Source organism: Sphingomonas sp. PP-CE-1A-559 (assembly GCF_004340965.1).
In the GTDB taxonomy this organism is placed as follows: Bacteria; Pseudomonadota; Alphaproteobacteria; order Sphingomonadales; family Sphingomonadaceae; genus Sphingomonas.
Genome location: NZ_SLYA01000002.1, coordinates 650,232 through 664,891, shown reverse-complemented (window position 1 = coordinate 664,891; position 14,660 = coordinate 650,232). Strand labels below are relative to the sequence as shown.

General features: G+C 64.1%; 8 protein-coding genes. 2 read left to right on the top strand and 6 right to left on the bottom strand.

Going from position 1 to position 14,660, the window contains the following annotated elements:
* Positions 1 to 10: 10 nt before the first annotated feature.
* Complete coding sequence (locus tag C8J42_RS08505; protein WP_133019644.1) at positions 11 to 2,581, bottom strand: TonB-dependent receptor; 2,571 nt, start codon at positions 2,579 to 2,581, stop codon at positions 11 to 13.
* Positions 2,582 to 2,840: 259 nt separating this feature from the next.
* A complete protein-coding gene (locus C8J42_RS08500; RefSeq protein WP_165895461.1) occupies positions 2,841 to 4,373 on the bottom strand; it encodes a flavin monoamine oxidase family protein in 1,533 nt (510 codons plus the stop codon).
* Between the two features lie 463 nt (positions 4,374 to 4,836).
* Between C8J42_RS08500 and htpG the strand changes: the two genes are divergently transcribed.
* The gene (htpG, locus tag C8J42_RS08495) at positions 4,837 to 6,741 is read left to right on the top strand and encodes a molecular chaperone HtpG (protein ID WP_133019642.1); all 1,905 of its coding nucleotides are present in this window, start codon (positions 4,837 to 4,839) and stop codon (positions 6,739 to 6,741) included.
* A 78-nt stretch (positions 6,742 to 6,819) separates the two neighbouring features.
* Positions 6,820 to 9,051, top strand: coding sequence for a glycoside hydrolase family 3 N-terminal domain-containing protein (locus tag C8J42_RS08490; protein WP_133019641.1), 2,232 nt, complete (start codon positions 6,820 to 6,822; stop codon positions 9,049 to 9,051).
* A gap of 18 nt (positions 9,052 to 9,069) precedes the next feature.
* On the opposite strand, the gene C8J42_RS08485 is transcribed toward C8J42_RS08490, so the two are convergent.
* From C8J42_RS08485 to C8J42_RS08470, 4 genes are all read right to left on the bottom strand, one after another.
* A complete protein-coding gene (locus C8J42_RS08485) occupies positions 9,070 to 9,669 on the bottom strand; it encodes an ATP-binding cassette domain-containing protein (RefSeq protein WP_133019640.1) in 600 nt (199 codons plus the stop codon).
* Entirely contained in the window at positions 9,659 to 10,348 is a 690-nt protein-coding gene (modB, locus tag C8J42_RS08480) for a molybdate ABC transporter permease subunit (RefSeq protein WP_133019639.1), read from the bottom strand. The genes C8J42_RS08485 and modB overlap by 11 nt, the downstream gene beginning before the upstream one ends.
* Positions 10,348 to 11,106: a molybdate ABC transporter substrate-binding protein gene (gene modA / locus C8J42_RS08475; RefSeq protein ID WP_133019638.1), complete on the bottom strand. Its 759-nt coding sequence runs from the start codon at positions 11,104 to 11,106 to the stop codon at positions 10,348 to 10,350. The genes modB and modA overlap by 1 nt, the downstream gene beginning before the upstream one ends.
* Before the next feature lie 79 nt (positions 11,107 to 11,185).
* Positions 11,186 to 14,554: a polysaccharide deacetylase family protein gene (locus C8J42_RS08470; protein WP_133019637.1), complete on the bottom strand. Its 3,369-nt coding sequence runs from the start codon at positions 14,552 to 14,554 to the stop codon at positions 11,186 to 11,188.
* Positions 14,555 to 14,660 lie beyond the last annotated feature (106 nt).

Below are 14,660 nucleotides of genomic sequence, written 5' to 3'. Positions count from 1 at the left end.
CCGGCAGACATTAGAAACTGACGTTCATGCGCGCATAATAATAGCCGCCGTTGATCCCGTACGGGCTGAACGTCAGCGGCGCATCGAGCTGATTGCCGCCGCCGACCAAGGTCGCGTTGGTCGTACCCGGCACCAGGCCAAGCGTCGGCGACTTCTTGTTGAAGACGTTGTTCGCGCCGATCGACAGCTCCAGGTCGTCGGTCGCCTTGAAATTCAGTTCGACGTCGCCGATGAACGCGGTGCCGATCGTCTGCTTGTAGAACTTGCCACCGTCCGGGCTGTATCGGGCTGAGCTCTTTCCGTAGACCGTACCGCGCAACGTCATCGAGAACTTGTCGATCGAATAGAAGGTCGAGCCGATGACCTTCACCCGCGGCGATGCGGTCTCGATATTGGCGCGAGCGCCCTCGTCGAACAGCGGAACCGTGATCGTCTGCCCCAGCACGTTGACCAGAGGCGGTGCCGACATGACCTTGGTGATCTTGGTCTGGTTGTAGTTGCCCGACAGGGTCCAGGTGGCGTTGCCGTAATCGCCAAAATCGCTCGCATAGCTGGCGACGACATCGATACCGCGCGTCCGGGTATCCGCGCCGTTGGTGAAGATGTTGATGCCGGTCTGCGTCACCGTCGGATCGAGCACGTTGCCGTTCGCACGGATCGCCGCGGTCACCACGGGGAAGTTGACGTTGACCGGCGAGGTCGCGCCACCGCCGCCGAACAGTGATCCCGTGCCGAGAATACGGTCCTCGATCTTCACCTGATACGCGTCGATCGTGATCGTCAGGCGCGGCACCGGCCGGATGACCGTGCCCAGGCTATAGTTGGTCGATTTCTCCGGTTTCAGATTGGCGAAACCTAGCAGTTTGGCCGCAGCCGAATTGGCCGGCAGCTGAACGAACGCGGAAGTCGGCGAGACGTTGGTCGCGGAGTAGAACGATTCCGCCAGCGTCGGTGCACGGAACCCCGTCGAGAACGTACCCCGCAGCGCGAACGCATCGGAGAAGTCGTAGCGGGTTGTGCCCTTGTAGATGAACTTGCTGCCGAAATCGGAATAATGCTCGTAACGGCCGGCGACATCGACCTTCCAGCCCTCGACCGGCATCAGCGCGACATCGACATAGCCTGCCTGCGAATTGCGCCCGTTGACGCCCGCATCCGAACTGCGGAAACCGGGATAGGACTGCCCGCCTTCCTTGTAGGTGGACGCAGCATCGCCCGCGCCGATCTCGTAGACGTTCTTGCGATACTCGCCACCGAAAGCGAGGTTGATCGGTGCCGCCATGCCCGCTTCGATCTCATGCGTGAAGTCGGCGTTTGCGGTCAGCTCGCTCGATTTGAAAAAGCCGTTGTAGAAGGTCGTCGGGGTAAAGCCGGTGTCCGCGTAGAGCGAGGCGTTTGCCGAATTGACGGTATAGATCTCGTTCTTGTCCTGTCCGAACGTCGACGACAGGTCGTAGTGGAACCCACTGACGTCGCCGCGAACGCCGCCGGTGAACGCCATGTCTTCCTCGCGGATCTTCTCACGCGGCGAGAAGCCGTTGACCGGGCTATCGCCCTCGGGATCGAAATAGGTCGTCACGCCGGCGACGGTGCGCGACACGCGGGTCGGTACGCGAACATTCTCATAGGCGCTGGCGACCCGGCGTGAGTAGGTGCCGAAGCTGTACGCCTCGATACCGCCGAAATCGTAACCCGAATTATACTGGAGGTTGATGAGGCGGGACTGCGCATCGCCGCTGATCTTGTTCACGTAGGGAAAGTCAGACATCCCCGGATAGAGACTTTGCTGAAGCGGCGTGATCGACGGCGTCGTCGCGCTCGTCAGCAGCTTGCCGTTAATATCGGTGACGCGGCGATCGAGCCCGCCGACCTGCGTGAAGTCGTGATAGCGGTAAAAGCCGGTGACGTTGATGAAGCCGTTTTCACCGACCTTGGTCGCGAGGTGCAGGCTTCCCCCATAGGTGCGGCCGCCGGTGTCGTAATTCTCTCCCGCGGTCAGCGAAGCATCGCCGCCTTCCTTGTCGTCCTTCAGGATGACGTTGATGACGCCGGCGATCGCATCCGAGCCATATTGGGCGGCGGCGCCGTCCTCCAGCACCTCGATTCGCTTGATCGACGCTGGCGAGATCAGGTCGAGATCGGCGGTCGCCGCGCCCTGGTAGGGTCCGCCGAGGACGGCGAGGTTCGAGGTGCCGTGTCGTCGCTTGCCGTTGATCAGGACCAGCGTGTGGTTCGGGCTCAACCCACGCAACCGCGCCGACAGCGTCAGGTTGGCGGTGTCGCCGCCGAACGCCTGCGCGGTAAACGACGGTACGAGCTGGGTCAGCACCTGGTTGAGATTGGGCTGGCCGACATGGCTCATGAGTTCGGCGTCGAGCACCTTGATCGGGGCAGCGCTTTCGGCCGCGGTAATGCCTGTCGCGCGCGTGCCGGTGACGATGATGTCGTCGGGTATCTCGGATGATCCAGTCTGGGGATCGGTCACGGTAACCGACGCGGTTTGCGCGGAGGCCGTCATGTGTCCGGCGCTGGCGAGCGCCACGATAAGTGCGCCGCGTGAAATGCTGGTAACGATCCGCATAAGGTTTCCCCCCTTATTGTTGAGCGCCTTCAGCCATCCTCAATATTCTTCGATGATCTTATGCCATCTATTTACAGTTACCCGATCCACGAAACACCATTTCGCAGTTCCATACCCTGATTTGCTTAAGTCCTTAACCTTGGTCAGGATTGACTATAGGAAGATGCGTGACAACTGATTCGGATCTGACGAAGATTTAATACACAACTATTGTTGATACTGTCACTAATATGCAACGTTTTGCCTTGAGGCACTGGTGTTAGGCTGCGCGTCTTCCATCGCGTGAACCCAGTACAGCCCGGTTGGCGCCCTGCGCCGCGACGCGTTTAGCCAGCGCGACGACCTGCCCTTGCGCGGACTGAATGCCGCCCTCCTGCCAGCCCGGCGTTTGGCTGAGTGCGGCGGACGCGAAATAAACGCGGCCGTCGGGCTGCTGGAGCAGGCGAAACTCGGGCGTATCGATATGCCCCTCCTGCCGCCCATTGGCGCTGCCCGCGTTCCAGTCGGGCCAAGGCCCCAGGCTGTACGGGATCTTGTGCCAGTTCACCGCGATGCCATTGACCAGATCGCCGCCATGCCCGGGATGCAGCCGATCGATCACCCCACGCGAAAAGGCGATCTGTTCCGCGATCGGCCGCTTGGCAAACTCGGCGGCATTGGGTCCCGACGAATAACAGCCCAGGATCATGCCGCGGGCAGAGTGCAGCCCTGCCGATGGGTACCAGATCAGTGTCGTCGGGCCGCCGACGAACGAGATGCCGCCATAGATCTGTTCGCGTTCCCAGAAGCGCGGGCTTTCGAACGCGACCTTGTTCGAGTGATCGTAGACCACCCCGGCGATCGTCTTCTTCAACGCGGGCGAGAAGTCGGTATCGATCGTCGCGAGCACCGGGAACGGGATCGTGCAGATGATGTAATCCGCCGTCACTGTGTCGACCACGCCGCTCGCCTTGTCACGGTAGACGACGTCGACGCCGCGGGCGGTGTGACGGACTTTCGTGACCTCCGCACCGCGGATCGCGGGACGGCGCAGGTTGCGATCGAACCCGGCATGGATCCGGTCCATGCCGCCGACCGGCTCGAACATCGTCGCCTGCATGTAGAGGTTGTCCTCGAACAGCGTCATCGGCAGCCGTTCGTTCGCCAGCAACTGGTCCATCGGCACTGCGCTGCCCGCCGACGAGAAGGTGACGCCCGCACCCGGCGCCGTCCCGAACCCCGATCGCTCGGTGCCCGCAAACGCATAGTCGGTACCGAGGTCGCCATATGCCTTGAGGAACGGCAGGAGTTTCTGCTTGTCCGCCGCCGTCACCGACTGATCGAGCGCACCCTGATTGATCGCCTTCGCCAACAGTTCGGCGATGTGGCCGCGCATGTCGTTGATCGCGGTCCGCATCCGGATCTTGCTGCCGTTCTCGCCCATCACGTACGCCGAACGGCTAGAATTGACCTCGACCTCCAGCGGCACGTCGAACTTCTTCGCGTACCCGATCAGTCCTTGGTGAAAGCTCGGAATGCGCGCCGGCCCCGCGTTGAAGTAGATTCCGTCGGAGAACTTGGCAGTCTGCGTTTGCTCGCCGATCATCTCGATCTTGTCGCCGTCACGCACCGTCCAGGCGCGCCCACCGACCCGCTCGCGGGCTTCGAGCAAGGTGACCTGGAAGCCCGCTTGTTCGAGTTCGTATGCCGCGGTCAGCCCGGCGATCCCAGCCCCGAGCACGACGACATGTGTTCCCTTGCCGACCCCCGGCGGCAGCATCGCCAGCCCCTCCGCCTGCGAGGTACCGATCAATCCATTGGTAAGACCCAAAGCCTGCATTGCGCCAAGCGTAGCGCTCAACCCTCCCATCAGGCCAAGTCGGCCCAACAAGGTCCTGCGTGTCATCACACCGTGTCTAGTCATCAAGGCCCCCCGAAACGGCACCCCCCTGGGTTTGCCGAACATCAGAATTGCCGGCGGATCGAACCCGTCAGCAGCCTTGCAGGATCATCATCCCCCGCCAGCCCCGATGGACGTCAGACAGCGATCGCAAAAGAACAGATCGTTCCTTTGCACGCGATATCTCGACACGTTGCATCTTTTGACTGGACGATCCGGATTGAACATTGCTTTGGCATGTAACGCAAATGAAATCTTTAACGCCGCGGTGACGATCTTGTGGCGATAACCCGTACGAACACGCGGGCCTTGAATTCGGTACGTGCTCCAGCCAATTCTCGGACTGATCATTTTACCAAGAGACCTGTCACATCCTATGACCATCGAAACCGCTTCCGCTGCCGAGACGTCCGCGCCCGAGACCCACGCCTTCGAGGCGGACGTCGCGCGGCTGCTCCACATGATGGTGCATTCGGTCTATTCGGATAAGACCGTATTCCTGCGCGAACTGATCTCGAACGCCGCTGATGCGTGTGAAAAGCTGCGGTATGAAGCGTTGAGCGCGCCCGAGTTGCTTGGCGACGAGACCCGGCTGGCAATCGCGATCACGCTCGATCCCGAGGCCAAGACGCTGACGATCGAGGACAACGGCATCGGCATGACCACCGAGGACATGGGCGAAGCGCTCGGCACGATCGCGCGCTCGGGCACCAAGGCGTTCATGGATCGGATCGCGGCATCCAGCGGTTCGGATGGCGCGCAGTTGATCGGCCAGTTCGGCGTCGGCTTCTATTCCGCGTTCATGGTCGCATCGAAGGTCGATGTGATCTCGCGTCGCGCCGGCGCGGACACCGCCTCGCTCTGGTCGTCGGACGGCCTCGGCACCTACACGATCGCCGACGTGCCGACCGCCGACGCGCCTGCCCGCGGCACTCGCGTCGTACTTCACCTGCTCGACGACGCGACCACCTATACCGACCGGTTCACCGTCGAGCGCCTCATCAAGGACCAGTCGGGGCACGTCCCGGTGCCGATCACCCTGCGCGAAAAGCCCGATGCCGAGCCGGTCGACATCGCCGACGGTGCCGCGCTGTGGACCAAGCCGAAGGCGGATATTTCCGCGGAGGACTATGCCGATTTCTACCGCAGCGTCTCCGGCCAGTATGACGAGCCCGCGCTGACGCTTCATTATCGTGCCGAGGGGCTGCATGAATATACGGTGCTCGCCTATGTGCCGGGCGCCAAGCCGTTCGACCTGTTCGATCCCGACCGCAACGGCCGCATGAAGTTATACGTCAAACGCGTCTTCATCACCGACGATGCAGAAGTCTTGCCGCGCTATCTCCGCTTCATGCGCGGGTTGGTTGATTCGTCCGACCTGCCGCTGAACGTCTCGCGCGAGATGATTCAGGAGAGCCCGATGCTCTCGGCAATCCGCAAGGGCGTGACCGGGCGCGTGCTTGGCGAGCTCGACAAGGTCGCGACGCGCGACCCTGAGGCCTATGCGAAGATCTGGGAGAATTTCGGCGCGGTCCTGAAGGAGGGGCTGTACGAGGATTTCGAGCGGCGCGAGGCGCTACTGAAGCTCGCACGCTTCAAGACCACGACGTCCGGCGGTGCTTGGCGTTCGGTCGCCGATTACGTCGCGGCGATGAAGGACAACCAGACCGCGATCTATTACGCGGTCGGTACCGATCTCGACCGGCTCGAAGCCTCCCCGCAGCTCGAAGGTTTCCGCGCCCGCGGGATCGAAGTGCTGTTGCTGCCGGACTCGGTCGACGGCTTCTGGGTGACGGCGGGCATCGATCATGACGGCAAGCCGTTCAAGTCGGTCACGCAGGGCGCTGCCGACCTCGGACTGATCCCGCTCATCGACGGTGCCGAACAGCCGACCGCCGATACGACGCCCGAAGTCGCGGACTTCATCGCGTTCGTGAAAACGACGCTCGCCGATGCCGTCTCCGAGGTTCGAGCGTCCGAGCGCCTTACCGACAGCGCTGTCTGCCTCGTCGCAGCGGACAGCGGCATGGATCGTCAGCTCGAACGCATCCTTGCGGCGAGCGGCCAGGCGATGCCGGCCGCCAAGCCAGTGCTGGAAATAAACCCGCGCTCAGCCTTGATCGCGAAGCTGGCGGCGCTCGGCGAGGACGAGACGGCCCTGCGCGAGGACGCGGCGCACCTGTTGTTCGACGAAGCGCAGATTGCCGACGGGGAGCGTCCCGTCGATGCACGGGCATTTTCCGCTCGCCTGACGCGACTGTTCACGCGCGCGCTGGGCTAACCGGCCAGACCGCGGTTTTGCAAGTTTGCGGAACCGCGGTCCAGCGACTACCCCGCTCCAAAGACTGAGGAGCAGGATATGTCGCCCATTCTAGACCGTCGCCAGATGTTGACCGGCGGCGCGGCCATCGCTGGCCTGTCGCTCGGCTCTACCGCCGTGTTTGCGCAAAGCGACCGGATCGAGAGCCTGATCGCCAAGATGACACCCGCTGAAAAAGCGGGCCAGCTCAGTTGCTTCTCGGATCAGATCCGCCCGATCGGCGTCCCCTTCAACCCGGGCCTCGCCACCGGCGGCGCGGCGGAGCAGCTTGCTCGGATCAAGACCGGGCAGATCGGCATGCTCTTCAACGGTGTCGGCTATGCCGGTGCCAAGGCGGCGCAGGACGCCGCGCTCGCGACCCGCTTGAAGATTCCCCTGATCTTCGCCGGCGACGTCATCCACGGCCTGCGCACTGCATACCCGCTGCCGATCGCAGAAGCCTGCGCGTTCGACCCCGACCTAGCGATGCGCACCGCACGTGCGGCCGCGCTTGAGACCACGGCGCTCGGCATCCACTGGACCTTTGCGCCGATGGTCGATGTCGCGCGCGATCAACGCTGGGGTCGTGTCGCGGAAGGCTCTGGCGAGGATCCGTATCTCGGCATGCAACTGGCCAAAGCACGCGTCAGCGGCTTCCAGGGCAACGATCTTCGCGACCCTACGCGCGTCGCTGCCTGTGCCAAGCATTTCGCCGCGTACGGAGCGGTTTCCGGGGGCCAAGATTACAACTTCACCGAAATTTCGCCCGCCACGCTGCACGAAGTCCATCTGGCGCCGTTCAAGGCGGCGGTCGATGCTGGCGTGGCGACTTTGATGAGTGCGTTCAACGACATCGACGGCGTTCCTTCCAGTGGCAATCACTGGCTGATGACCGACCTGTTGCGCGGCGAATGGCGGTTCCGCGGGATGGTCGTCGGCGACTATACCGCGGACGAGGAACTGATCGCGCACGGCTATGCCGCCGATGGCCGCGACGCCGCGAAGAAGGCGTTCATGGCGGGTATGGACATGGCCATGCAGTCCAACCTGTTCAATCTGTGGCTCCCCGACCTCGTCGAGAAGGGCGAGGTCCCGCTCGCGCGGCTCGACGAAGGCGTTCGGCGCGTGTTGCACCTGAAGGATGCGATCGGCCTGTTCGACAATGCCTATCGCTCGGTCAGCCAGAAGGCGGAACGCACCAGCGTCTCGACGCCCGCCATGCTGAAGCTCAGCCGCGAGGCCGGTGCACGTTCGATCGTATTGCTAAAGAACGACGGTAACCTGCTGCCTTTGAAGAAGAACCCGGGCCGAATCGCCGTGATTGGCCCGTTCGCGGAGGATCGCAAGAACGTCGTCGGCACCTGGGCGTTCATGGCTGACGAAAAGCTCAACGTCTCGATCGCCCAAGGGCTCCGCGCACGCGGACTGACGGTCACGACAGCGCCGGGGTCGGAAATCGAAGCCCCCCTGCCCGGCGGAATTGCCGCAGCCGTTGCCGCTGCGCAAAACGCGGACATCGTCCTGCTCGCGGTCGGTGAATCGCAACTTATGTCGGGTGAAGCGCAATCGCGCACCGAAATTACTATCCCCGCACCGCAGATGGCGCTCGCCGAAGCCATCGCGAAGACCGGCAAGCCAATGATTGTCCTCCTCCGCCACGGCCGTGCTCTTGCCCTGCACGGCGCAGTGAAGGCCGCACCAGCCATCCTCGCGACGTGGTTTCTCGGGTCCGAAAGCGGCAACGCGATCGCCGACGTGCTGTTGGGCGACGTCAACCCTTCAGCCAAGCTTTCCACCAGCTTCCCCAACGAGAGCGGGCAGGAACCGTATTTCTACAATCACAAGAACACTGGTCGCCCGGCGCCGGATACGGGTAGCCAAGAGTATAAATCGCGCTATCGCGAAACCAAGAACGAAGCGCTTTATCCGTTCGGTCACGGCCTGAGCTACACAAGTTTCGCGGTATCGAACGTCGTCATGCCAGCGCGGATGACCAGTGCGCTCACGGTGACCGCCACCGTTACGAACACCGGTGCCCGAGCCGGCGACGAAGTGGTGCAGCTCTACATCCACGACCGGGTCGCCAGCCGCACGCGGCCTGTCCGCGAACTCAAGGGGTTCGCGCGCGTCTCGCTGGCACCCGGCGCATCGAAGCGCGTGACACTTACCTTGAAGCGCGAAGACCTGCGCTTCTGGGGTGACGGCGATTGGGTGATCGAACCGGGCCTGTTCGACCTCTGGGTGGCGACGAGTTCGGTCAATGGCGAAAAACAGAGCTTCGAACTCGCATAACCTTGCTCATCCGCGAAGTTACATCCGCACGACCCGGTTTCCGATCCGCTCGGCCTCTTCAGGGTCGTGCGTCACCATCAGGATCGGAAGCTTGAGCACGTCGCGAACATGCTCGATCGCCAGCATGATCTCTTCGCGGCGCGCACGATCGAGCGACGACAGCGGCTCGTCGAGCAACAGGAAGCGCGGTTGGCTGAGCAGCGCCCGGCCGATCGCCACTCGCTGCGCTTCGCCGCCGGAGAGCGTGCGCGGCCAGCGATCGAGCAGATGACCGATGCCTAGAAAGCCGATGATGTCCTCGAACCGCTCCGCTTCGCCACGAACGCCGTACAGCAGGTTCGCGCGCACGCGCTTATGCGGGAATAATCGCGCTTCCTGAAAGACATATCCCGCTCTCCTGCGCTCGGGTGGTACGTCCAAGCCGTCGCCGAACAGCGTTTCGCCATCGACCGCGATCCGGCCGCGGTCGGGGCGGAGTAGCCCGGCGACCATGTTGAGAACGCTGGATTTGCCGACGCCAGACGGGCCGAACAGCACCGTAGCCCCTTCGCCCGCCTCCAGCGTCAAAGACACCTGCGTATCGCCGAGCCGCTTCTCGATATCGATCTCAAAGGACATGGAGACCCCGCCCCGCCCGGCGCGTCAACAGTTCCGACGCAATCAGAGCGATCAACGACAAGCCCACGGATACGCACGATAATCGCCACACAAGCGCATCGGCGCCGGGTTGCTGGAGCGCCGAATAGATCGCCAGCGGCAAGGTCTGCGTCTCGCCGGGCACGTTGGAAACGAAGGTAATCGTCGCGCCGAACTCACCGATCGATCGCGCAAAGCCGAGTACCGCGCCGGCCAGCACGCCTGGGATACTGAGCGGCAACGTCAGCGTCCAGAACACGCGCCACGGCCCCGCACCCAGCGTTCGCGCCGCATTCTCGAGCCGCCTATCGACCGCCTCGATCGAGATCCGCATCGCACGCACCATCAATGGCAGCGCCATGACGCCCGCCGCGATCGCCGCGCCGGTCCAGCGGAACAAGACCGTCACGCCGAACCACTCCTGCAGCCAAGCGCCGATCGGGCCATTGGGACCGAACGCGAGCAGCAACAGCCAACCGGTGACGACCGGCGGCACGACCAACGGCAGATGGATCGCCGCGTCTACGACGACTTTGCCCGGAAAACGGACGCGCGCGAGCAGCCACGCGAGCGCGAACGCGATCGGCAAGGTCGCCGCCATCGCGACGCCGCCGACCTTCAACGACAGCGCGACGATCCCCCATTCGGTCGCGTCGAGCACTAGCGCGCGGAGAACCCGTAGCGGACGAAAATCGCCTTGCCCGCACGCGAGACGAGGAAGCGGCGGAAGCCCTCGGCCTCCGGGTTCATCGACGTCTTCAGCCGCGCGATCGGATAAGTGATCGCCGGGTGCGTTGCCTCCGGGAAGACGCCAGCGATACGAACCTTGGCCGACGCCTTGGCATCAGTCGCGTAAACGATCGCGAGCGGCGCCGCGCCGCGCTCGACCAGCGCCAGCGTTGCGCGGACATTTTCCGCGCGCACCACCTTTGGCGACACCTGCGCCCAGACTCCGAGCTTCTCAAGCGACGCCTGACCATACTTTCCGGCGGGCACGGCGGTATCCGCCATCGCCAACGGTCCGGCGGTCAGTACGCGAACAAGCGCAGCGGGTGGGCGCACCGGGATTCTTACCTTGCTACCCGCCGGCGCCGCGACGACGAGACGGTTGCCGAGGAACGTGACGCGGGTGCTGGCGACGATCAGGTTCTTAGTGGCGAGTTCATTCATCCAATCCTCGTCCGCCGACACGAACAAATCCGCCGGCGCACCGGACTCGACCTGCCGCGCGAGCGCCGACGATGCCGCGAACGAGATCGTCGGCTTTACATGCCCCTTCTTCGCCCATGCGTCGGCGGCCGCGGTCAGCGACTCCTGCAACGACGCGGCAGCGAGCACCAACGGAGGGCGCTGTTGTGCCTGCGCACCCGTCACCCCAAGACTTGCCGCCATCACCAGCGCCGTCGTCAGATACCGCATGCCACCTACCTCTCGAACTCTGCGCGTACCGATATATAGCGCCGGGCCATAACGCCAGTCGGTTCGATACGTTGCGCGCCTAGTTCGCAGTGACCCGTCCGGTCCGCGCCAGCTTGCCCCAGCCGACCAGCGGCCCACGCAACGCCTGGGCGATCGCCTTCAGCACGACGTAGTACATCACCTGACGGTAGCCGATCCGCTGCGGGATCAGCAGCCAGAGCAGCCGCCAGCGTTCCTTGCGCTCCAGCGCGAACGCGATCGTCGCTGCGAGCAAATCGATCGCGGTGAAGATCAGCCAATAGGCGAGCATCGTATAGACGTCGTGGCTCGTCTGTTCCCAGCCATGCGCCTGCACCGCAAGATAGGTCGAGGCGAAGCTGACCAGCAGCGCGAGATCGATAATCGGCGAGATCGATGCGAGCACGATCTGGAACACGATCGCCTGCGGCAACCCTACCCAACCTAGACCGCGCGGATGCGAACTGCCGATCGCCGACCGGTGCTTGTAGAGACACTGCAACGTCCCGAACGCCCAGCGGAACCGCTGTTTGGCAAGTGCACGCATCGTCTCGGGCGCCTCGGTCCAGGCGATCGCGAACTGATCGTACTGCACCTTCCAGCCGTGGCGCTGGATCGCGATCGTGAGGTCCTGATCCTCCGCAAGCGTGTCGTCGGGATAACCGCCGACGCTGCGGATCGCCTCCAGCCGCCATGCGCCGACCGCACCCGGCACGACCGTCATCGCGTTCAGCCGCGCGAGCGCACGCCGTTCGAGATTCTGCGCGGTGATGTATTCGAGCGCCTGCCATTTGGTGATCAGATTGACGCGGTTGCCGACCTTCGCGTTACCCGCAACCGCGCCGAGCTTCGGATCGTCGAACCACCGTGCGAGGCGAGCGATCGTCATCGGCTCGAACTGCGTATCGGCGTCGAGTGCGATCACGATCTCGCCGCGCGCCAGTTCGAGCCCGCGGTTGAGCGCGCGCGCCTTGCCGCCATTCTCCAACGTCAGCAGGCGGACCCGGTCGTCGCCGGCGAACGCCTCGGCGACGACGCGGCTGGTGCCGTCGCTCGATCCGTCGTCGATCACGATAACCTCGATCGCGACGTCGTTCGACGCCAGCACGCCCTCCACGGCGCGGACGATCACGCGCTCCTCGTTGAACGCGGGGATCATCACCGTGACGAACCGCGACGGATCGATCGCCGGAAACACGGTCTTCAATTCGCGACGGGCCTGAATCAACGCGAGTGCGGACAGGGCCAGCGCGCGAATGATGCCAATCGTGATCGCGATCCCGAAGATCCAGCGGAGCGCGACGACGATGCCGCCGAGCGTGCTGAACAGCGCGAGATCGGCAACCGCGGCGACACGGTCGCTCGACGAGATCACCGGCATCGATTGATTGCGCGAGAGCCCCGCGAGCGTCGAGACGGGGACGAAGCTGTAGCCCATCGCGCGCAATCGCTCGATGATGATTGGGAGTGCAGCGACGGTTTGGGCGCGGTTGCCGCCGGCGTCGTGGAGCAGGATGACGTTACCGCTGCGCTCCGGGTTGCCCGCCTCGACGCCCGCAATGGTCCGGTCAATGATCGCCTGTACGCCGGGCCGCTTCCAGTCGTCGGGATCGACGTGAAGACCGACCGAGATATAGCCGCGCTGCTGCGCCTCGAGCGCGGGCAGGATCTCGTCCGCGGTGCTCGGCTCGGCATCGCCGAAATAGGGTGCGCGGAACAGCCGGAGCGAGCGCCCGGTGAACGCCTGGAACAGCCGCTGCGTGGTGTTCAGCTCGTACTTCACCTGCCGCTGCGAGACGTTCGCGAGGTTGGGATGCGTATAGGTATGGCTGCCGATCTCATGGCCTTCGTCGACCATCCGCTGGAGCAAAGGCCGTTCGGTGAGCGCGTTCTCGCCGATGACGAAGAACGTCGCGGGCGCATGCTCGCGCTTGAGGATGTCGAGGATCTGCGGCGTCCATTCGGGATCGGGCCCGTCGTCGAACGTCAGCGCCAGTTGCTTCGGACGATAGCCGGTCCGCACCACGACATAGGGCGATGGCATCCGCGTGAAGTTGACGTCGGCGATCGTGCCGTCCTTCGCCGGCACCGCGTCGCGAATGCCGGTGACGGGCTCGGCGGCGATCTTGAGGATTTCGCCGCTGCCTTCGATATCGACATTGGTGCCGGCCGGCATGTTATCGATCGAATCGGGGATCGGCAGTTTCCGGTGGTCGCGACCCCAGATCGACCAGAGGCCAGGATCCTCGGAGCCGAGACGCCACAGCGCGACGCTGCCGAGGCCCGCCTTTTGCAGGAACGCGATCTGGTTGTACGCCGACGCCGCGTCGAGCAGCCAAACCTGATGCTGCACCCCGCCCTCCGAATAGGCGAAGCTGCTGTTGCCGCTGGTCTTGTCGAAGGTCGGGACGGTGCCCGAGTCCGCTGCGGCCTGCCACGCCTCCTCGACGTCGAGCGCATCGCCGTTGCCGCTGTCCGCGCCGGCGTGCCAGTCATAGGCATAGGAGCCGATCGCGACGACCAGCTTGGCGGGGGGGATCCCGCGCGCGGCGTCGGCGACCATGCGCGCGAACCAGCGTTGCGACGCGATCGGCCCAGGCGCGCCGCTCGTCTCGTGCTCGTCATAGGCCATCAGGAAGACCTTGTCGGTCACCTTGGCGTAGGCGGGCAGGTTCCAGTCGGGGTTGGCGACCGGCGCCGCGATCGCGACGACCCAACCGCGCGGGGCGAACCGCGCACGTGTCTCGGCTAGGAACGCGCGGTAGTTGGGTTGCGCCGATGCGGGCAGGTCCTCGAAATCGTAGAATACGCCGCCGGCATGGTTCGCGCTGAGGAACGGCACCAGCTTGTCGAGGAAGGCGGCGCGCGCCTTCGGATCGGCGAACAGCGCGGCACTACCGGCGCCGTCCCAATTGCCGTCGACGGCGTTCTGCACCATCGGCAGGATCATCGGGCGGTGCACCGCCTTGTTCAGGATATCGCGCCCGGCCTGGTCGCGGAACACGGTGATGTGGTGATCCTTGCCGGTGATCGATACCCAGCCGGGGATCAGCCAGTCGAGCTGCTCGACGTGCCGCGCGAGGCTCGCCGTGCTGGCTTCGTCCCACGGCGCGTGGAAGGCGATCGCGAGCGGCGGGTTGGCGCCGTTGCCGACACCGGGCTTGGCCGCACTCGTCCCGAACAGCTGCTTGGCGTAGTAATTGAGGTCGCGCCGGGTCTCGCGGAGGATACCGCCGCGCGGTGCGGGCAGCTTGTGGAGCGCAGGGTGCTCGGGCTCGATCGGCAGCAGCGGCGCAGTCGGCACCGCACCGATCGAGACGGCGAACATCGCGATCGACAGCAGCAGCAGGGCGATGAACGCCGCGACGCCAAAGGTGAACCGCCGACGACGACGGCCGCTTGCATCATAGAATACGGGATTGAGCGACATGGAGCGAGTATCAACCGGCCGAAGGAAAACGGCAACTCGCCGCAACGTTGCGCTACAATGCCGTTTGCGCCCGCGCTGCTGAAAAATGCGTCACGCGTAGTTTAGG

Coding starts and splice junctions, on each gene's coding strand:
- C8J42_RS08470 (WP_133019637.1), bottom strand. CDS start 14,554: ATGTCGCTCAATCCCGTATTCTATGATGCAAGCGGCCGTCGTCGTCGG.
- modA (WP_133019638.1), bottom strand. CDS start 11,106: ATGCGGTATCTGACGACGGCGCTGGTGATGGCGGCAAGTCTTGGGGTG.
- C8J42_RS08505 (WP_133019644.1), bottom strand. CDS start 2,581: ATGCGGATCGTTACCAGCATTTCACGCGGCGCACTTATCGTGGCGCTC.
- htpG (WP_133019642.1), top strand. CDS start 4,837: ATGACCATCGAAACCGCTTCCGCTGCCGAGACGTCCGCGCCCGAGACC.
- C8J42_RS08485 (WP_133019640.1), bottom strand. CDS start 9,669: ATGTCCTTTGAGATCGATATCGAGAAGCGGCTCGGCGATACGCAGGTG.
- C8J42_RS08490 (WP_133019641.1), top strand. CDS start 6,820: ATGTCGCCCATTCTAGACCGTCGCCAGATGTTGACCGGCGGCGCGGCC.